13 protein-coding genes and 1 pseudogene are annotated in these 20,710 nt (G+C 42.5%); 4 read left to right on the top strand and 10 right to left on the bottom strand.

What is annotated here, in order from left to right:
• Nucleotides 1-2: 2 nt before the first annotated feature.
• The 4 genes from ACK5MF_RS12870 to ACK5MF_RS12855 all read right to left on the bottom strand — a co-directional run bounded on the left by ACK5MF_RS12870 (nucleotide 3) and on the right by ACK5MF_RS12855 (nucleotide 6,479).
• Nucleotides 3-1,010, bottom strand: a complete 1,008-nt coding sequence (locus ACK5MF_RS12870; RefSeq protein ID WP_416922832.1) for an ABC transporter permease — start codon at nucleotides 1,008-1,010, stop codon at nucleotides 3-5.
• 213 nt (nucleotides 1,011-1,223) lie between these two features.
• Nucleotides 1,224-3,143 (bottom strand): ABC transporter substrate-binding protein, encoded by a 1,920-nt coding sequence (locus ACK5MF_RS12865; protein ID WP_416922829.1) that lies wholly within the window; start codon nucleotides 3,141-3,143, stop codon nucleotides 1,224-1,226.
• A 102-nt stretch (nucleotides 3,144-3,245) separates the two neighbouring features.
• Nucleotides 3,246-4,991, bottom strand: coding sequence for a DUF2264 domain-containing protein (locus ACK5MF_RS12860; RefSeq protein WP_416922827.1), 1,746 nt, complete (start codon nucleotides 4,989-4,991; stop codon nucleotides 3,246-3,248).
• A gap of 285 nt (nucleotides 4,992-5,276) precedes the next feature.
• Nucleotides 5,277-6,479, bottom strand: coding sequence for an anaerobic sulfatase maturase (locus tag ACK5MF_RS12855; RefSeq protein WP_416922825.1), 1,203 nt, complete (start codon nucleotides 6,477-6,479; stop codon nucleotides 5,277-5,279).
• 180 nt (nucleotides 6,480-6,659) lie between these two features.
• Between ACK5MF_RS12855 and ACK5MF_RS12850 the strand changes: the two genes are divergently transcribed.
• Both ACK5MF_RS12850 and ACK5MF_RS12845 read left to right on the top strand, forming a co-directional pair.
• Nucleotides 6,660-8,132: a sulfatase gene (locus ACK5MF_RS12850; protein ID WP_416922822.1), complete on the top strand. Its 1,473-nt coding sequence runs from the start codon at nucleotides 6,660-6,662 to the stop codon at nucleotides 8,130-8,132.
• A 2-nt stretch (nucleotides 8,133-8,134) separates the two neighbouring features.
• Complete coding sequence (locus tag ACK5MF_RS12845) at nucleotides 8,135-9,646, top strand: sulfatase family protein (RefSeq protein ID WP_416922820.1); 1,512 nt, start codon at nucleotides 8,135-8,137, stop codon at nucleotides 9,644-9,646.
• A gap of 80 nt (nucleotides 9,647-9,726) precedes the next feature.
• Here the strand turns inward: ACK5MF_RS12845 and gnpA are convergent, their stop codons facing one another.
• From gnpA to ACK5MF_RS12830, 3 genes and pseudogenes are all read right to left on the bottom strand, one after another.
• The gene (gnpA, locus tag ACK5MF_RS12840) at nucleotides 9,727-11,904 is read right to left on the bottom strand and encodes a 1,3-beta-galactosyl-N-acetylhexosamine phosphorylase (RefSeq protein ID WP_416922841.1); all 2,178 of its coding nucleotides are present in this window, start codon (nucleotides 11,902-11,904) and stop codon (nucleotides 9,727-9,729) included.
• 81 nt (nucleotides 11,905-11,985) lie between these two features.
• A complete protein-coding gene (locus ACK5MF_RS12835) occupies nucleotides 11,986-13,155 on the bottom strand; it encodes a glycosyl hydrolase (protein WP_416922818.1) in 1,170 nt (389 codons plus the stop codon).
• A 39-nt stretch (nucleotides 13,156-13,194) separates the two neighbouring features.
• A pseudogene (locus ACK5MF_RS12830) lies at nucleotides 13,195-13,320 on the bottom strand (galactose-1-phosphate uridylyltransferase); the annotation flags it as partial.
• A gap of 762 nt (nucleotides 13,321-14,082) precedes the next feature.
• Between ACK5MF_RS12830 and ACK5MF_RS12825 the strand changes: the two are divergent.
• Entirely contained in the window at nucleotides 14,083-15,054 is a 972-nt protein-coding gene (locus ACK5MF_RS12825; RefSeq protein ID WP_416922816.1) for a porin, read from the top strand.
• 543 nt (nucleotides 15,055-15,597) lie between these two features.
• Nucleotides 15,598-17,256 (top strand): putative transporter, encoded by a 1,659-nt coding sequence (locus ACK5MF_RS12820; RefSeq protein ID WP_416922814.1) that lies wholly within the window; start codon nucleotides 15,598-15,600, stop codon nucleotides 17,254-17,256.
• A 76-nt stretch (nucleotides 17,257-17,332) separates the two neighbouring features.
• Here the strand turns inward: ACK5MF_RS12820 and ACK5MF_RS12815 are convergent, their stop codons facing one another.
• From ACK5MF_RS12815 to ACK5MF_RS12805, 3 genes are all read right to left on the bottom strand, one after another.
• Nucleotides 17,333-18,085: an amino acid ABC transporter ATP-binding protein gene (locus tag ACK5MF_RS12815; RefSeq protein ID WP_281347261.1), complete on the bottom strand. Its 753-nt coding sequence runs from the start codon at nucleotides 18,083-18,085 to the stop codon at nucleotides 17,333-17,335.
• The gene (locus ACK5MF_RS12810; protein ID WP_416922812.1) at nucleotides 18,078-19,022 is read right to left on the bottom strand and encodes an amino acid ABC transporter permease; all 945 of its coding nucleotides are present in this window, start codon (nucleotides 19,020-19,022) and stop codon (nucleotides 18,078-18,080) included. The genes ACK5MF_RS12815 and ACK5MF_RS12810 overlap by 8 nt, the downstream gene beginning before the upstream one ends.
• 117 nt (nucleotides 19,023-19,139) lie before the next feature.
• Nucleotides 19,140-19,946: a transporter substrate-binding domain-containing protein gene (locus tag ACK5MF_RS12805; protein ID WP_416922810.1), complete on the bottom strand. Its 807-nt coding sequence runs from the start codon at nucleotides 19,944-19,946 to the stop codon at nucleotides 19,140-19,142.
• Nucleotides 19,947-20,710: the final 764 nt, after the last annotated feature.

Genomic DNA, 20,710 nt, shown 5'->3' with positions numbered 1-20,710 from the left:
AATTAAAACTCCTTCGCAACACCAACACGTACTCGAGGATCAATCCAGTACAGCAAAAGGTCAGAAATCAAAGTGCCGATAATGGTGAGAATGGACATAATCAGAAGGACATCACCTGCTACATACATGTCTTGAGAACGTAACGACGCAAGCATTAAGGGGCCTAAAGTCGGAATATTCATTACTTGGCTGACGATAATATCTGCGCCCAGAAGTGCAGGAAGCATCCAGCCAATAGTTGAAACGATGGGAAGCACGGCAATACGAACTGGATATTTCAAAATAAGTTTCGCTTCCGTCTGCCCTTTCGCACGAGCTGTTTTAACGTAAGGCTTTTTAAGTTCATCAAGCAGGTTTGCACGCATAATACGAATAATACCCGCCATACCAGCAGTACCAACAACTAAGATGTAAATCCAGCTTCTTGACGCAGCATCTATCAGCTTTGCCCAGGACAATGGTTGGTCAAGATATTCATCGGAGTATAAGCCAGAGATCACCGTATCAAAGCTGTAATACCCGATGAGTAACGCAACAATGGCAATAACAAAGTTAGGAGTCGCCATACCGATGAAACCGAAAATCGTTGCGACATAATCGCCCCATGAGTACTGACGCAAAGCTGAGTACATACCAATAGGAATAGCGAGCAGAAATTGAAACAAAAAGACAGCTGCTGCCAGCGAGATCGTTGGCCAGATTCGAGGTTCAATCGTGGTCCATACCGATTGGTTTGTGGTTAACGAGATACCCAGATCACCAACTAATAATCCTGAAATCCAGTTTAGATAACGCTCCCATAAAGGCTTATCTAATCCATACATTTCGCGCATGGTGAATATCATTTGTGGGTCAACCGTTTGTCCCATAGATTGCAGTTCAGCGATTTTGGCCGAAGCAAAATCACCAGGAGGAAGATCAATTACAGCGAATACGACGATAGATACCGCTAACAGCGTAACGAAAATCGAAACCAGACGCTTACCTGCAAACAGAAAAAAACTGCTCATTACTGTTCCTTATCCTGATATCAAAAGATGATGACATCAAAACCTAAATAGCGCTTATTGATGCGTTAAATGAATTAAAACTTAAGCAACACTTCATAGAACGCACCACTGACAAATTTAATCATGGCTATGAAAAACGATGAAAATGCCCCATACTCTAGTGGGGCAAAATCCAAACAAAGCTAAAAACTAAGCAAAACTCAAAACTGATAGTTATTGGCTTTTCCAAAGCTGGCTCATACGCATTGGCCCTGGAGTTGGGAAGTTGTAGTTTTGTGGCATGTTTTCAGGAACATTATGTAGTTTATTGTTCACTACAACTCCCGCGGGCATCGCCTCAACAGTACCCATGACATAAAAGTTCTCCTTAGCAATTTGGATAATTTCTTTCATGTATTTCTGTTGTTCTGCTTGAGAAGAGGTCTGCTTGAGTTTGTTCCACAAGTCAATTTGATGTTTGATATGTTTTGGCGGTTCTACTGCATACTCATTTTCAGGCTCACTTGCCCATAAGTAATACCCTAAGCCCCATGTCGATTCCGGGCTAAATGGTAAATAGAAACGCGCCTCATCAATGATACCTACCCCGCCATCGCCAATAATTGGGATGAGGTCGAAGTCGTTGGTCAGACGTAAGTTGATGACGTGGTTAATTTCAAGCACCCGAATATCCAAGAAAATACCGACAGCTTTCCATTGATTTTTCACTAACTCTAAAGAGTCGGCTAATACACCTTTGTCTGAAACTTTTGACAATGCCTCAATACGCAGACGCTCGCCATTCTTCAGTAAACGGTAACCCTCGCTATCACGTTTACTCAGACCAAGGGAATCCAGAATCTTATTCGCCTTGTGAAGATCAAACTCCGTATATTGCTTCGCCATTTCTTCATCGAAGAACGGAGAAATACTTAATGGTGCAGCTTGATAGGCTTTTACAGCACCAGAGTAAACCGTTTCACTGATCTCTTCACGGTCAATAGCATGTGAAAGTGCAATGCGGAACTCTTTGTTTTGAAACAGTTCGCGTTTAAGCGGGTCTTTCACTGTCTGGTTCAGTGCAATGGCTAGCTCAGTACTTTGTGTGTTTGGACGAAACTCATAGCTATATCCGCCTTTTTTTTCATTTTCAATCAACAAAGAACGATAAGACGTTTGCCCAATATGACGGTGCTGATAATCTGCTTCACCATTTGCTGCGCGAAGTACCATCTCTTCTTGGTCTTCACTGTAGCGCCAGCGTACAGAATCTAAGTACGGTAGCTGGTTACCCTCGGTATCCACTTGCCAGTAGTAAGGATTACGCTCAAATACCGCATAGCTTGCATTTGGTCCTGGAGGCGTTGTCACTTTCCATGCTGTTAAAACAGGGCGATCAACGTTTGCATAGTGCTCAATGAAATAATGTGCTTCACACTTAGTTGAAGCGTACTGACGCCATGATTTAAAACCGGCGGCTTGCGCATTTTCTACCGCTTTATCATTAAACTTAGGCAGAAATTGAGAACAGTAGTGTTTAGGAAATGCGGTATAGCTTTCACTGTCTACTGTTGCCAGACTGCGGATAAACAAACCATTGGGTTGCGTTAACGTAATTTTTACTGTGAATGCATCTACCACTTCAGCTTTCGCAGAATCGTGACGAGGAAGAACCAACGGACGATTACCAGAATGTTCAGGGTCACCGACAATCTCATTGATATAGAACGCAATATCTTCAGCGGTGAAAGGAGTACCATCAGACCATTTTACGCCTTTGCGAAGATGAATAGTGAATTCAGTATTCTCTTCGTTTGACGTAAAACTCGTCGCAAGGTTGGGAATCACGTTCGAGTAGGTTGTATCGAAGTTAAACAAATTATCGTAAGCGATAGTGCGACTGCGGTGACCATTATCCACCACCTTACCAACCAAGTTTAACGTGCCGCCATATTGACCGATAGACTCATTAGGCTCGACGATAAGTGGGTTTTCAGGCAGACGCTGTTCAACTTTCGGTAGCTTGCCCGATTTTACTAACTCAGCGAGTTGTGGCGATTCATTGTAGCTACCGGCCCAACTAGAAAAAGACAGTGCTGCGGTAACGGCAATCGCTGCTTTTCCTAGATGAGGTATCTTATTGTGTTTTTCCATGTTTAACTCCATAAGATGATCGAATGTTTCAAGGGTTATGTTTTTAAGATTTTTAACATCAATTTGATGGTTGTAATTTGATACTTCTAGATACTTAAGGCATCACGGATGTAACGCTGATAAACTTCCTGCCAGTACATGTACTTCTATGTCTGTCTCTCTAGCTTGGATAACACCAGAAATAGCGGGAACACTGGAATGCGGGTATAAAACGTTGCTGTTGGGCGCACATGGATAACAACAAGTCTGTCCTTGCCCCTTGACTAACCGCAGTTCACTAAAAAGATTTTTGGATTCAATTCGAGAAGGCGCTGTGGCAACATGGCTAAACCAACTTCGCCATTCATCCACACAGTATCCGGTCATCAGGAAAGAGAGTTCTCGGTTGCTGAATATACGATGTAGACGAACTTCATAATCCATCTCTAAACGTTGATAGGTCGTAACCTTACAACCGATAAATGGAGACCAGGTGGAAACTAAGCTATCGCCCTTTCTGAAAGCATCAATGTGGCATGGTCTGCTATACCACTGCAGCGTCTCTGGATGCTGAAATGCCAGAATGTTATCACCTGCCCAGCCTTGATTTATCCACCGAACGCTGTCGATGCAAAATCCGTGCGCTGAGCTGTAAGCGAACTTGTAGTACTTATCTATACACTCTCTAAGCTCGTTACTGCCCGATGCATTAGTCAATAAATAGCTACTACCATTTCGCCATTGAAGATGGTTGTCATTGATCCATTGCGGTTCAGCCACTTCGGATAATGGTTCGACATCGGCTTGCCAAAATGGATGTGAATCTGTCATCGATAACGCATTAAATGCCTTAAACGCCAGCAATGGAGAAACCGAACTGGTATAGAACTCACTGATAAGCAAGTTTGGATAGGCATACCCAGGAAGTAACATACCGCTACAGTCAGAGATAGGTTGATTTGCCCACCAGTTCATTCCCTGAGTCCACAACGTGCGCCATAAGCCCACATCTGAATGTTCAGGATATACTCTGGCAAGCTCAGCCCAGAACGCTAAAGAGGCACATCGATAGTTGAGAGAACGACCATAAGCTAGCTGCCGACCTGCTGAGTCAAACCATGTGCAGTAGGTTTTTGCAAACTCTAACGCATTATTAAGCAGCCTTTCTTTTCGGGGTGATTCTGGGTTCCATCGGCAATACATCAACCCATAAAGCTGAAACGCCAGCGGATTGTAATAGTCCATGACTCCAGTAGCACCGTCTTGGTACCAGCCTTGTTGCAGTTGCATTTCATCGATAGCCTGAAGGTCAAGCTCCAGATTCAGGTTATTGATATCAATCCCCAAAGCAGAAAGTGACTCCACAATGAGGACACGGAACCAATACCAGTTGTTAGAGGGAAGAGCGATGTATGTTGACGACAATAACCAAGCGGCTAAGTTTTCTTTCTGCTCCTCATTCAATGGCTGCCAGTAAATTTCAGGTGCTTCTTTCAATGCCATTGCAATGGCCGCCATTTCAACAACACGCTGATCATAGTTCTTCGCGTATTGCCAAAAACCGCTCGATTCTGGCGTGGTACCGTCAATAATTCTTTGACTCAATAAATAATTGATTTCGGAATGTATGTGTTTAGCCGGAACCGCTAACCACATTAAACGGCACACATATTCAATGTCTGCTGTTTGGCGAGTATAATGGGCGGCACTATTAGCTTGAATATCCAATCTCGCTTGAACATCCAATGTTACCTGTTGTGCAATAATCATAGAGTGCTGATGCAGCACTTTTTTGGCTAATTCTGCAACACTCTTGCGAGTGGCAAATAGATTATTTTTTTTAATTAGATTTTTCCAGCAGACAGACATTATAAATATTCACTCAGTTAAACATGCCGTTTTGTTGTAAATAATTAAATATCACAGAGCACTAATATTAAAATCACTTTTTATATTTTCGATATATGAGTCATAACTCCATTCATTAACCTCACTTATTTTTAGATTGCCTCGCATTTTTGCAGGTAAATTAAACCCATCATTGCATAAAATAAGACTCACCAAATTTAACAAAATAAATTAATTTGGGATTTAAAGATGTATTTATATTAATTACATCGCAATTATTGGTATTCATAATTACCCGATAGAGTACTATTTATTACTACTTTTGAAAAAATGTGAGTAATAAACAACCGGTAATTTCTGGCTTAAACATTTCCCCATCGCTTTTAAATGGGGTTGAATATACGAAAAGAACATAAAGTAACCTTTGCAGAGATAGTGTTGCTCTTTAAACGATATTTCGCCATCCAGGCTGATCCTCTGTGCGGGACAGGCACCATGACATAACTGGCGCTGTGAACAATTTTCACAGTGCAAATCACTCGCCTCTTGCTTTCCTTGCCCAAAACTCTGTTGAATCGGTGTTTCAATAAGCTCTGGGTAGCCAGTACGCTTGAGGTTGCCAAGTTTAAATTCGGGATAAACAAAGTGGTCACAGCTATAAACATCGCCACTGTGTTCCACCACCAAGTTATCACCGCACATAGGTGAATGTACGCAAATAGAAGAAGGCATTCCTAAGCTCATACCTAATGCATTATCAAAATGGCTTACAAATACTTTGCCGATATCCTTTTCACGCCAAGTATTAAACACTTCAATCATAAAGGCTCCAAATTGCTCAGCACCAACACTTCGCTCTGACACACCAACCCCTTTCACCGCTTCGACAACAGGAATAAATTGAATGAACTGAACGCCTAATGAAGTCAAATGTTGATATACACGCCTTGCGTGACTGCCGTTATTCGATTGCACAACGGTAAGCACGTTATAGTCCACTTGATATTTTTGCAGCAGCTTAAGACCTTTCACCACTTGTTGATAAGAACCTTTACCATTTCGATACTTGCGATAGTAGTTATGCAATTCTTCATCACCATCAATACTGATCCCTACCAAAAAGCGATGCTTTCTCAGGAAAAGCGCCCATTCATGACTGATTAAAACACCGTTGGTTTGTAATGTGTTCACAACCGTCATTCCTTCGCGCTGATACAAACGTTGAAACGCTAATACTTTTTCGTAGAACGCTATACCACGTAAGGTTGGCTCTCCACCTTGCCAACCGAACGTCACTTCTCGAGTTCCACGAGGTTGGCTTTCGATATAACCCTTGATGTGTGCTGCTAAAATTTCGTCATTCATGTCGAAGCGATTTTGATTCGGAAACAGATCTGTTTTGTTGAGATAAAAGCAGTAGTCGCAATCAAGATTGCACAGAGGACCAATCGGTTTAATCAATACATGAAATGGGTTACGAGTTAAACGCTTTGCTGTTGTGATATACATATTGATAACTTCTATGGATTAAAAGTAAAAATATTAAAGGATTAAATAGCTCTTATTGATAATAAATATTATTTTTAAAGATTAATTTCCCATTTGCGATCGAGTTAAAAAAAAGACCATGAATAGATATTTTCAACGGTTATAAAATTGCAAGATATTTATAATATGAAAGAACTAACAATGAATAGACCAAACCTGCTCTATATATTTCCAGACCAGTTCCGACAAATGTCAATGAGCCTATGGAATGAATTATTATTTAAAGAACATTGTTCAGGGAAACCGGACCCTGTATATACCCCGAATATTGATCAATTTGCTCAACAAGCTTATGTATTACCAAACGCTGTAAGTAATTGTCCGATGTGCAGCCCACACCGAGGGAGTTTATTTACCGGTCAATACCCCAATAAAAGTGGTGTACCACTTAATTGTCAATCGCAACGTATTATTTCCGAGCTGCCGCAGAATGCGACATGCTTTACCGATGTTCTGGCTCAGTCTGGCTATCATGTCGGTTACATCGGGAAATGGCACCTTGATTTACCCACACCAAATGCACCAGATCGACCGGGAGAGTATGTATCAGCGTCTGTCCCTGCATGGGATTCGTACACCGAGCCAAATCGCCGACACGGAATTCACTACTGGTATGGTTACGGAACGTTTGATGAACATAGCAATCCCCATTACTATGATACAAAGGGCATAAGGCACGAACCACGCACTTGGTCTGCCGAACACGAAGCCGATAAAGCCATTGCCTATTTACACAATGAAAATGCAGAAAGAGAGGTCAGCAAACCTTTCGCGTTATTTATTTCGATGAACCCGCCACACAGTCCCTATCAAAGTCTGGACGACTGCCGAGAGCAAGACTTACAGCTTTATGAGAAGTTTATCAATGAACAATTGCTAGTACGAGATAACGCCGATCTCAACATGGATAAAGCCGCGACCGCTCGATATTACTTTGCGAACGTCAGTGGCGTAGATCAACAATTTGGACGGATTATTCAGGCGTTAAAAGATATCAACGAGTGGGATAACACAGTTGTGGTCTTTACTAGTGATCATGGTGAAACCCTTTGTAGCCATGGGCTGAACGATGCCAAAAACGTTATCTATGACGAAGCTTTTCTCGTCCCATTTTTAGTCAAAGATGTAGGGCAAACGTTGCCTAAAGTCTCTGAAACTTTATTAAACAGCGCGGACATCATGCCCACCGTATTGGAGCTACTAGGGCTGAAAGATCGGGTGCCAACAAATATCACAGGGCAAAGCAAAGCACCTTCCATTCTCGGCATCAGCAAAAATGAAGAACCAAGTTGCACACTCTACATCCGTAATCTGGATGGTGATAAAAATGATGAGGGGAAAGTGATCAGTTATTTCCCTCAAAGTAGAGGGATCCGAACCGAGAGATATACCTTTGCATTGCAAATCGACGGACATTTTAAACTGGATAACATGCTGCTGTTTGACAATAAAAAAGACCCCTACCAACTAGCCAACATTTCTTGGCAATGCCCTGCTAGCCTTGCCCGAAATCTACTGTCCCAACTTGCCGACGAACTCTACCGCATTGATGACCCGTGGGCAGAGCAAAAAATCTTAAATGAACTACTACCTTATCCAAATTATAAGGATTGATAATGAGCAACACGCTACCGAATGTGATTATCTTCTATGCCGATGACTTGGGCTTTGGCGATTTAAGTTGCTATGGTGCCAATGGCATCCCTACTCCAAACCTCGATAAATTGGCGGAAGAAGGGATCAAATTCCATCAAGCTTATTCGACTGCCGCGACCTGTACCCCTTCTCGATATAGCTTGCTTACAGGCAGCTATCCATGGCGTAACCCTAACGCCGCTGTTTTACCTGGCGATGCGCCGCAAATAATCAGTAACAATCAACCAACTCTACCTAAAATGTTTAAAAAGCAAGGCTATAACACCGGTATCGTCGGCAAATGGCACCTTGGTTTAGGCGAAGGCAATCTCGACTTCAACCAAGAAATTTCCGGCACACCGAATGATGTTGGCTTCGATCAATCTTTCATAATGGCAGCCACCAACGACCGTGTACCGTGCGTTTATATCGAAAATCGTCACGTTGCAAACTTAGACCCGAACGATCCTATCGAAGTCACTTACGACTGGGAGAAAGCATTTGCTGATGTGCCGAATGGCCGGAGCAACCCTGAACTGCTTGATATCATGTACGACCATGGTCACGACGGCACCATCATTAATGGTGTAAGCCGTATCGGCCATATGCGTGGGGGGCAATCTGCAGTCTGGAACGATGAGACTATGGGCGAGCGTTTTGCCGAAAAAGCAATAGAGTTTATTGAACAAAACCAGCACACGCCATTTTTCCTCTACTATGCTCTCCATCAACCACACGTACCACGTATTCCAAATCCGAGATTCAGAAATACAACCCCTTATGGTGTTCGTGGTGATGCTATCGTAGAGATGGATTGGTGTATCGGTGAGGTATTAAACAAACTGGAAGCTCTGGGATTAAAAGGCCGTACCCTAGTCATATTTTCTAGCGACAATGGACCAGTGCTCAATGATGGCTATAAAGACCAAGCGATTGAACTCAATGGTGATCATAAAATGGCGGGGCCATTACGTGGCGGGAAATACAGCTTGTTTGAAGGAGGCACCCGGGTTCCATTCATCGCGCGTTGGCCTAATGTGATCACGGAAAAGGAAAGCAACGCGCTAATCAACCAAGTTGATCTATACCATAGCCTAGCATTGCTAATTGGCCATCGGTTAAGCAAAAACGAAGCTCCAGATAGTGAAGAGCAATTAGGTACATTAGTCGGTCTTCATCCCTATGGACGAAAAAACATGATTCTGGAAGGAATGCAGTATAAGAAAGTATTCCGTGACAGGCGCTATGTATATATTCCTCCCCACGATGATGACTTTATCTGTCAGTATACTGGTAATGAAAAAGGTAATCTCTCTACACCACAGTTATATGACTTACTTGATGATATTGGTCAGCTCAACAACCTTGCAGAAGCTATGCCTGAAAAAGTTAAAGAAATGCAAAATCTATTAGACCAGTTAATCTCACGAGGAGAAACTCGCGACCCCATTCGTCAACGCATAACTTTTCCCCGCGTTAGGACGAAGATTTAAGGTCAATAACAACTTCGATAAAAACAGCAAAAAGGTGCATGACGATGCACCTTTTTGCTAACTCACTGACTAGAGATTGGCTAGTTGGAAATCCACTGCCATTCATAACCCGCTAAATTCACATTCAGCAACTCGCCTCGCGTATTACAAACCGTTAACTGTTGAGGCTCACTAGAATAGTTCACCGCAGTAGCTTTATCCGTTTGCGGGTAATAAGCCACATCCACATATGGACTGTCTGACAACCAAGCATGTTGTTGCTCTTCATTGTGACTTAGCCATATTAGTACTTGCTGTAACAGCCGCGCGTTGCTCATGTTGAAAGGCAAGTTCCCTATATACACCGAACGGCCTTGACCATAATTGCTAGCGGTTAACGCTAAATGTTGCTCTTGCGCTGCAAGCACCGCAATATCTGTCGCCTGGGGATACACATAGCTGGGATTGCCAAAATCAAGCTTATCCGTAACGAATTGGCTAAGGTAATGATCTTTTGTGATTGAAAGAGGCATAGCAACTCGCCCCATGGTTAATGCGGTTTCCTTTTCTAAGCCAAACACATCACCGAGCTGGAAGTAACGACCATTTTTCTGCAATGCTGAAGGGTCACATACCCCAAGTAAACCACCGCCTTGACCAACAAACTTACGCAGCGCCACTAGCACATCGCTGTTGTCCCAGCACTGTGCGCCACTCCATGCGGAGTTCGCATCGCCGGTATTAATGATCACTTTGATCTCTTCACTAATACCATTTTGAATGATGTCATCAAAGCTAATGAACTCAACATCAAATGGTAGGCCAGCCAGACATTCCAGCAAATTGTTGCCGACAAACTCCATCACATCAGGGCGTGGTGGTATATAAAAACGTTGGTCGCGTGCCTGATTTTGTAACCAACTGCGAGCCTTTCCCCACGCACTTAACAGCGCAATTTTCCCCGGTAACTTCTGCGACTCAGTACCTTGAGTATGTTGCAAATAATCGCCGAATTCCCGAGAAATTTCAGCCACATGGTCGATAAAATGCGGAAATTTATTCGCGAGAGAAAGATAACCACCGTAACCAATTCTATCCAACGGCTTCTGTAACATTGCTCGGCGTATTTTGACCCAGTTCGACATGGACTCCATCACAGGGTCATTTCCTTCACGAAATACATCAGGAAAGAAGTAAGGATAAAAACGCGCCTCACGCGTTTGTTTTCCCATCGAGTCAGTAAGACGGCGTAATGCAACACCATCTTCGACCGCCCCAATATTAATATCGAGACCAATCCTTTGATAGCTTTCCAAAAATGGTTCAGTGCCTATCCAGTGGTCACCTTGGAACATCGCCGTTTTCTTTCCAGCATCGTGTGCCATATGGACTAACTCAGTAGAAAAATCAACCACAAACTCTTGTACAAACGTCATCCAGTCCTTGTATCGCTTAGAAGGTGCTTTGTAAGTGCCGTTGTAATAACCTGCATCGACAAAATCCTCTGGGGTTAATCGATAGCCAAAACGCTTTGCAAAGTCGTCCAAAGCTCGTGGGCTTACGGTTTCACCATAGCCCGTCCAGTCACGATAGATATCTTGGTTTTGTTCACCGGTATCAATCACAAACAAAAATGCAAAAGTGGTAAAGCGCACTACGGTTGTGCTTGGATGCTCAACCAACCATTGTGCAAAACACTGAATTAAATGGGCGCGACACTCCGGATGGTATGGATCTAAGCTCTTGATGCGACGACCTTGCCAATCATTGGTTAAAGCGTTGTACATTGAAACACTGTCCCATACCTGACGAGCCATAAAGGTCACACTGTACTCATGGTAAGGTTCTGTTTTCTCAATAGTCACTTGTTGAGTGGTCGCATCAAATTGCCACAATGCGGTATCGATAACCGTGTTAGTCGTTCGATTTCGTACTTCCCACCAACACTTAGGATCACTGTCGTCATCTAGTTCATATTTGTCTTTGCTGTAGCCATCAAGAGGATGGATGACCAGTGTTTCAGCCTTTGCGGTTACTGGAAATGACATCAGATATTTACGATGCAGATATTCAGGGTGTTGATCGGCAAATTGCTGGTCAGCACGAACCAGGCAGACAACCGAATAAATGTCGCCATCTTGCTGGACCAATGACTCAGGCATTGTTGTACCATCACTATCTCGCAATGCGTCAGCCTGCCAACGTTGGTAGAGCTCTAAGACAACTTGTTCTTGACCAACCTCAACAGGCAACGTCATATGCCCTTTGCTTTTAACCATTTGTTTCATAGTTAAACTCCAAAACATCAATACCACGGACTAGTTGGTCCGCATAAATAAAACCGAAGCAAATCCAAGCGATTACCAGAAGAAGTTTCGATATCCGTTTGCACGCATTAACGCTTCAAGATAGTAGTAATCCCCATAAGGAAGCATGTTGTCGCACAGACCGGCGTTGACAAATGAGGCTCCGTGAGCGAGCAGTCCCAATGCGCTTTCATCGTGTGTTAAATCACACTGAGTCATAAGCCCTTGTAACAGATACAATCCCCACTCTCGGTACATTTCAGCTTCCTCGTCGTTTTCAATGCATTGAGCGATAAGAAGTAAGCCAGCAGCGGTAATCGCGCCTGCCGAACTGTCTTTGTATTGAATTTCATGTTCTGGAAGTAAGTAGTCCCAAACTGGCACACCATCGTCACTGATATGATCAGTCGCATATTTGGCGAGCTTCTTCGCCAATGTCAGGAACTGCTCATCCCTGGTGTAAAGATAGGTTTGTGCAAATCCATGAATTGCCCAAGATTGACCGCGAGCCCAGCAGGAATCATCGGCATAACCTTGGAACGTTTCACCGTTTAATGGCTGCTGAGTGATAGGGTCAAAATTAAATGAATGGTAGGTAGAGAAATCTTCACGAATAATATGCTTTGCCAACGTTTTACTGTGGCGCTTAGCAACATTGGCATAGACAGACGAACCCGTGATTTCTGAAGCCCAGAACAACAAAGCCGTATTTTGTAAAGAATCGATAATAGATTTGCCCAAGGTCACTTCAGGCCCCAAAGGGTGAGTGTCATTCCACGCCACAATGTATCCACCAATTTTTCTGAATCGATGAAGCAAATGATCTGCCGCTCTTAATGCCATCATTTTCGATTGTTCATCGCCCGTCAGCTTGTAGTCGGCAACACAACTAAGGCTGTATTGAAAACCCAAATCATGATCGAGCCAGAAAGGATCTAGCAACATGCCAGCAAAGTAACTCTTGCGCAGTTTTGCACTGTTTCTAAATATTCCCTGCCCCGTCATTTGGTAACTTAGCCAAAGTTCACCAGTCCAGAACGACGACGCCCAGTCAAACTGGTCACAATAATCCCATTGGTTTACCTCTGTGCCGATTTTGGGATTGCGTTCGCCAATTTTGGCGATATTGCGACGTATAGACTCGACAACAATTGGTAAATGATTCATTACACGTTGTGCGTCTAGTGCTCGCGGAACAGGACGTAGTAAGACTTGCTCGGTCATAGAAAATACTCTTAATAGATTTGCAGGAAAAACCGTGAATTACCTTTCTCGATAGTGAACCGAGCTGACAGTACGTAACCTCTCAGCAGCTTGCTCAGGCGTTAAACCTCGCTGAGATTCAGCAAACATCTCAAAGCCAACCATGAACTTTCTGACGCTTGCACTTGTTTGGTTATTAAAGGCAACAAAAATCAAATGGGAAATAACAGGCCAGTACAATAATAGACAGCCTAAACATAATATTTCTTATATTCTCCATGCCACACACAATAAAATGCGAAACACAACACAGAAATAATTAATCACTTAGAAAAATTACGAACACAAGTAATAAAAACTATTATAGATAGAAACAATAGCCATTCAATACCAATTAAAATAATCTTTCACTTGATGGATATTGAGAATTAAATTTTGCGACACAGATAAAACAATTTGAGAAATAAAGTTAATCACACAACCATAACTCATTGGTATCAACGAATCAATTAACAACCACATTCAACTCGTACCCCCCATACAATTACAGAACAACGTAATTAAAATCAAAAAGATAACTACATACAGTAATCAAAGAACATGTAAATACAACAGTCACAATTAACGCGAGATATATCTCATAAAATTCAAAAAATGTAAAAGTTACCAATATAAATGTTAAATACCCCATATAAAACAAAAATATTAAACCCATTAAAAATGTCAGTTACCAAATAAAACAAATAGCATATTGATCATGAAGTGGATCGTAAAAAAGATGAATAAAATAAATTTTTAATATATTTAAAATTTGTTTTATATAAGATTCACCTGTCAATTTGATTAATAAAAACACATTGCTCACATTGCAATTAAATTAAGTTATTAACCAAATTAATACCTTCGATTACGTTTCTCAGTAATCAATATAAAAATATGGAGTAAAATATGAACATCAAACCATTAGCAGCAGTGGTATCTTTCTTGGCAGCAGGCTCAGTAGCGGCAGGTGACATCTACGCCACGGATACCAATACAGTGGCACTGTCTGGTTGGGCAAAAGCAATTGGCTTATACGTTAATGCAGACAAAGCGGATAAAGACACTCACGTGTTTACCGATGCACACCTAAATGTAAAAGCGACACACGTCCTCAATGAAGAGACTAAAGTCATCAGTTCTTTTGCTATTAACACTGGCGACAGCTTGAGCAAAGCCAATAAAAATGCTGAATTCGATGACATTAAGCTAGAATTCGATCACACAGGCTTTGGTAACCTATCTCTAGGCGATACAGGCAACTCATTTGGTGCGGTAGAAAAAGCAAAATCTGGTGAAGGTTTAAACTTGTTCTATGTAAACCAAGGTGGCGTTGACGGTCAGGGCATTCGCTATAAGAAATCAATTGATAAACTAGAGTTCTCTGTTAACTACGAAACTGACAGCGACGCCAGTAATGACTCAAACTATGCTCTTTCTGCGAGCTACAAAGCTGACTCATTTACTGCGGCATTAGCATACGGTTCTGATGGAGACGAAGCCGATACACTTGGCGCTGCAGCAGATATCACATTCGGTGACCTAAAACTAGCCGCTACTTACATCTCATTTGAAAACGCGCAAAGTTTAAAAGCAAATGACAACGTTGAGCTAACACTTGATCTACCTAACGATGGTGAAACGTATTCCGTTGCAGCAACTTACACTATCGACCTGTTCCGTATTTACGGCTCAGTACAGTATGCTGAAGGTGACTACCAAGGTACGACATTTGACGCTCAAACTGCATACCTAGGTCTGGGCTATGATGTCACGAAAGAGTTCAAAACGGACTTCGTTCTTCAAACAGGCGAAATCGAAAAAGCTGGCGTAAAAGAAGACGGTAACGCCGCCAAATTCGTCGCTAAATACTCGTTCTAAATACTCGCCTTTTTATCTACCGACTTTTCTTACTATTACGCATTTTGCGAAGGCCACATCAACATTGATGTGGCTCTTTTTCTTCAATTCCACCCAATGGTATTAAACCATCCAAATCACTTAGATCGGGCGATGACACTGTTAAGCGTTTAATCTGACTTTATTTAATTTGGCTTTATTTAATTTTGAATATGCAGTGAAACATCATGTTACATTCATAACCCCGATGTTTACTTTGCCTGCAATTAAGAAACGCTTTTTACCCTTACTTAACATATATTTATTAGCGAAATCTATTTCCTGCTAAACAGCACATTTTTGTATAACTAGAGTTAACAATCTAACTCTGTTGCAGTATTACTAATAACAAAGTTGGGCAATAAAGCGACGTTGGGCGGCTGTCGATTCAGTGTGATTTCAACGCCTATATCTGAACCCTCCAGCCGTAGACATAACCACGTTAAAGTTCTTACGCCTACCCCTGCATGATGTTCAACAACGTTCGCCCGTCAACCGTTTTTGTAATTGTTCAGGAGACTTACTATGAGTGATATTGCACTCTCTATCAGTATCCTTGCTCTGGTAGCGGTGTTAGGTCTGTGGATAGGTAATTGGCGGCTCTATGGAGTTGGTTTAGGTATTGGCGGAGTGCTGTTTGGCGGCATTTTCGTTGGTCACTTTACTGGTGCCTGGGGCGTTGAACTTAACTATCACACCTTACACTTTATCCAAGAGTTTGGATTAATCTTATTTGTCTACACTATAGGTATCCAAGTTGGTCCAGGTTTTTTTTCATCTTTGAGAAGTTCAGGTCTCAAACTCAATGCGTTTGCGGTGCTGATCGTGTTGTTGGGATGTCTGGTCACTGTTGCGCTCTACTACCTATTTGATGTTCCTCTTCCTGTCATTCTTGGTGTCTTCTCGGGCGCGGTGACAAACACGCCGTCCTTAGGTGCCGGGCAGCAAATTCTCACCGAGCTTGGTGGTCATGAGAATTTTCTTGATATGACTGGTATGGGTTACGCTATTGCCTATCCATTTGGTATTTGCGGTATATTGCTTACTATGTGGCTGATTCGCGTATTGTTCCGAGTTAATGTCGATCAAGAAGCGGAAGAGTTCGAAGTCAAAAATGGCCACAAGAAATCCAGTTTGCACACAATGAACATCTCAGTAAAAAACCCAAACTTAAATGGGCTGTTCTTAAAAGACATTCCTGCTCTTAGTGATGGTAACATCGTCTGCTCACGGCTAAAACGTAATGAACAGTTGTTAGTACCAAAACCGGATTCTAGGGTTGAAGTGAATGACCTACTTCATCTTGTCGGTGATAAGAACGCATTAGACAAAGCTCGTTTAGTGATTGGTGAAGAGGTAGACGTTTCCCTTTCCACCAGAGGAACAGAGCTTCGGGTACAACGTTTGGTTGTCACTAATGAAGTCGTGTTAGGTAAAAAACTGCGCGACTTAGATCTAAAAGAAAAATACGACGTTGTTGTTTCTCGCCTTAACCGTGCAGGTGTTGAACTGATTCCGACTAGCAACTCGACTCTTCAATTTGGTGACATATTAAATCTCGTGGGACGCCAAGAAGCCATCGAAGCCGTAAGTGGTATGGTTGGCAATGCGCACCAAAAATTACAACAAGTACAAATGCTACCTGTGTTTGTCGGTATTGGCTTAGGCGTGTTGCTTGGCTCGATACCTTTTTATTTGCCGGGTTTTCCAGCGGCTATCAAACTAGGCTTAGCCGGTGGTCCACTTATTGTTGCCTTGATCCTCGCCAGAATAGGCAGTATCGGCAAGATGTATTGGTTTATGCCGCCAAGTGCGAACTTAGCTCTACGTGAAATAGGGATAGTGCTCTTTCTTGCGGTTGTCGGTCTTAAATCCGGTGGTAACTTCATAGAGACATTAGTTGAGGGTGATGGACTGAGTTGGATGGGGTACGGCGTGACAATTACCGCTATCCCACTGATTACGGTTGGGATATTGGCAAGAGTGCTTGGACATATCAACTATCTCACTATTTGCGGCATGCTTGCCGGTTCAATGACCGATCCACCAGCGCTTGCGTTTGCCAATGCGCTGCACGAATCAAGCGGCGCCTCAGCACTTGCCTATGCGACGGTTTATCCTTTAGTGATGTGTTTACGAATACTGTCACCACAAATACTCGCATTAATACTTTGGACTATGTAGCGTCGAAGCAAGTTGATTTAGCAAAAGAAAACCGAGCTTTGAAAACTCGGTTTTCTTCTCATTTTCATCGAAACTGTTATAGCACTTTTGCCAAAAACTGTTGCAGACGAGGATGAGCTGGATTGTCAAACACCGCTTGCGGGCTGTCATCGACCAAGAGTTTACCGTCTTCCATGAACAACACACGGTCAGCCACTTCACGGGCGAAGCCCATTTCGTGAGTAACAATAACCATGGTCATCCCTTCTTTTGCCAGGGATTTAATAACATCCAGAACTTCACCCACCATTTCTGGGTCTAGCGCCGATGTCGGTTCATCAAATAGCATCAAATCGGGTTTCATGGCAAGCGCACGAGCGATGGCGACACGTTGCTGCTGACCGCCCGATAAATGTGTTGGGTAGTTGTTCATGCGATCTTCTAAACCCACACGCTTAATCAACACTTTCGCCGCACCTTCCACTTCATGTTTAGGGCGTTTCGCTACTTTCATCGGAGCAATCATGACGTTTTCTAACGCCGTCATATGCGGGAATAGGTTAAAACTTTGAAACACCATACCCACGTTTTGGCGTAATACGTTGATGTCGGTCGTTTTCGCATACATATCGAAACCATCAACAATGATTGTTCCAGAGCTAATCTCTTCTAATTGGTTTAGTGTGCGTAAAAATGTAGATTTACCCGAGCCGGAAGGACCAATGATAACCACAACTTCGCCACGCTTTACTGTCGTCGATACTGATTTTAAGGCATGGCAACCATTAGGATAAAATTTATCTACATCATTGGTGTAAACCATATCTTCGCCGTTGTATTCACTAGTCACTGGCTGATAACCTCTTCTCTAAACGTTGAATTGCCCAAGACAGAGTCCCGGTTACTAGTAGGTAAAGTGCTGCAACAGTGAACCACACCTCAAACGGTGCAAAGCTACCACTCACAACTTCACGACCCGCTTTGGTTAAATCAGTAATAGCGATAACGGAGACCAGCGAAGAGTCTTTAATAAGGTTAATGAATTGCCCAGCCAGTGGTGGCAAGGTGCGTTTTAGCGCTTGTGGAAGGATGATGTAACGCATCGCTTTTGGATAAGTCATACCCAATGATCGTGCCGCTTCCATCTGTCCAGTCGGAATTGCCTGAATGCCTGCTCGAACAATTTCGGCAACGTAAGCCCCTGTAAATACAGATAACGCCACGACCCCAGCAGTAAAACGTTCAAAGTCGAGTACCGTTCCGATAAAAAAATAGACGATAAAGATTTGCACCAGAAGTGGCGTGCCACGAATAAGTTCAACATAGGTGAGCGATAAATCTCTTGCTGTTTGGTTCTTAGAAACCCGCATCAAACCAAATATAAGGCCGAGCAAAACAGCGAATATAAGGGAGATAAAGGAGATTTCTACCGTCACCCATAAACCATGCGCAATCGGTCCGAACTTCCATTCATTCAGTTCTGCAACGGCATCGCCTTGAAATACCAAGTCACCGTTACCAACCATTAATGTCGTGTAATGATCTATAATTTGCGGTTGACTAGAATCTTCGAATTCAATCGTCAACTGACCTGCTTTAACCACTGCTGTGCCATCACCGTTTGCACGGAGCTGTTGCATTTCAGTATTGACGACATACGGCCAGAGACGATCCCAATGCCAGTTATAATTGATACTCTTCCCAGAGAAATAGACCGCACCAATTAGCATGGTCATAATTAGGACATAAATTCCGTGTCCTATCCATTTTGAGGATTTTGACTGCATCACTCAGATTCTCTTTTTTCTTTTTAATGAACTGGGCAACTCACGCTACCCAGTTGACTAGAGCTTTAATTAGCTATCACTTAATAAGCATTAGCAAACCCAAGCTTAAAACGCGAATTACTGAACGTCTTTCAACCAGTCGTGTGACTTGAACCACTTGTCGTACATACGGTCGTAAGTACCGTCACCTTTGATTTGACGTAGGTAGTTATTCAAGAAGTTTAGGAAGTTAGCATCATCCTGACGAATCGCCCAACCCAGAGGCTCGTAAGTGAACGGTTCACCTAGGTGTGCAACTTTACCTTTGTTTTGTGCAGCGTAAATAGCGTTGTATGGGAAGTCATAAACAAACCCGTCGGCTTTACCGTTGACAACCTGCAGAACGGCATCCACCTCTGTGTCGTAAAGGTCAACTTTTGCGTTGAATAAGTATTTCTTCGCCGCTTCGACTCCTGTTGTACCTAACTTAGCAGAGATGGTGTACTTTGGATCATTCAACTCAGCGTAGCTCTTGACTTTACCTTCAAGCGCTGGAGAAATGATAATAGACTGGCCAATGATGATGTACGGGTCCGCAAAGTTAACTTTCAAGTTACGCTCAGAAGTGATCGTCATACCACCCATGATGATGTCGCACTTGTTGGTTTGAAGCGCAGGGATAATACCATCCCACGCAGTGTTCACTGGCGTAAATTTAACCCCCATAGAACGCGCCATGTGCTTACCTAAATCAATATCAAAACCAATGAAACGGCCATCTTTGGTTTTCATTTCGAAAGGCATATAGCCAGCATCAAAACATACTTTTAGTTCACCTGAACTAAGAACACCTTCTAAGTCAGACTTTGCCATCGCTTGATTAGCACCAAGTAGAGAGCAAGCAAATACAAGCCCAGCTGCTGAAGATTTAATAAATTTTTTCATAATATCCCTTATAAAAAATTTTGTTATTTTTCTGTTCGTCCAATGACAAATACGATGTTGTATTTCGTGTCACGCAAACGCGAACTGACATCAAAAACCTCAAGATAATGCAACACAACCTAGCAACATTTCAACAACCTTCCGAATTTAAAACCAATAAAATAACATAGATATTCAACTTTCACCTAAGAAGGTGACTCAAGTCCCGAATCAAATCGATTGAAGACTCAACACCAAGTTTGCTTATCGGTACTCAATGTCTACTTGATCTGGAAATTAATGTGGTTGGCATTAATCAGTTCGATGCCCTAACTTAGAATGCAATAATGCCGCCAGAAAGTGCCATTGGTTGTTTAGCGAGCGAAAATTGTTAATGTAACTCAGGGGTGGGGTATAAAACGGGGAGTTCTTTTGCAGAATTTTCTAACCAGCATTGCTCATCACACCAATTCAGTGCAATCATTTACTGCTTTTTGCACATCATTGGTGCAAATAATATCATTCTAAAAATTTCTTATACCATATATGGACCCTCTCTTATTGCAAGAGACAATCATGATAATTTCTGATACTCAATTGCTCCCATATATTCGGCTTTGGGTATCAGATTACCCGCCTTGATGGATATCCGAACCTAGCTTTCATATCATTCGTCGCGGCTTCAATGAGCCCTTGGTATAACCTGATTGGAACTAGGTGGTTATGAGCCTTCAATCATCATATTGTTTCTTTGGCAATTTGTTGAAAAGGTACCTCTGGTTATT

Origin of the sequence: Vibrio sp., assembly GCF_047973365.1 — a bacterium.
In the GTDB taxonomy this organism is placed as follows: Bacteria; Pseudomonadota; Gammaproteobacteria; order Enterobacterales; family Vibrionaceae; genus Vibrio.
Note: the sequence above shows the minus strand (reverse complement) of the source record. Positions and strands in the feature narration are given on the sequence as shown.

Bases quoted from the DNA above. Each gene is read 5' to 3' on its own strand.
- ACK5MF_RS12870 (WP_416922832.1), bottom strand. From the start codon at position 1,010: ATGAGCAGTTTTTTTCTGTTTGCAGGTAAGCGTCTGGTTTCGATTTTC.
- ACK5MF_RS12865 (WP_416922829.1), bottom strand. From the start codon at position 3,143: ATGGAAAAACACAATAAGATACCTCATCTAGGAAAAGCAGCGATTGCC.
- ACK5MF_RS12860 (WP_416922827.1), bottom strand. From the start codon at position 4,991: ATGTCTGTCTGCTGGAAAAATCTAATTAAAAAAAATAATCTATTTGCC.
- ACK5MF_RS12855 (WP_416922825.1), bottom strand. From the start codon at position 6,479: ATGTATATCACAACAGCAAAGCGTTTAACTCGTAACCCATTTCATGTA.
- ACK5MF_RS12850 (WP_416922822.1), top strand. From the start codon at position 6,660: ATGAATAGACCAAACCTGCTCTATATATTTCCAGACCAGTTCCGACAA.
- ACK5MF_RS12845 (WP_416922820.1), top strand. From the start codon at position 8,135: ATGAGCAACACGCTACCGAATGTGATTATCTTCTATGCCGATGACTTG.
- gnpA (WP_416922841.1), bottom strand. From the start codon at position 11,904: ATGGTTAAAAGCAAAGGGCATATGACGTTGCCTGTTGAGGTTGGTCAA.
- ACK5MF_RS12835 (WP_416922818.1), bottom strand. From the start codon at position 13,155: ATGACCGAGCAAGTCTTACTACGTCCTGTTCCGCGAGCACTAGACGCA.
- ACK5MF_RS12825 (WP_416922816.1), top strand. From the start codon at position 14,083: ATGAACATCAAACCATTAGCAGCAGTGGTATCTTTCTTGGCAGCAGGC.
- ACK5MF_RS12820 (WP_416922814.1), top strand. From the start codon at position 15,598: ATGAGTGATATTGCACTCTCTATCAGTATCCTTGCTCTGGTAGCGGTG.
- ACK5MF_RS12810 (WP_416922812.1), bottom strand. From the start codon at position 19,022: ATGCAGTCAAAATCCTCAAAATGGATAGGACACGGAATTTATGTCCTA.
- ACK5MF_RS12805 (WP_416922810.1), bottom strand. From the start codon at position 19,946: ATGAAAAAATTTATTAAATCTTCAGCAGCTGGGCTTGTATTTGCTTGC.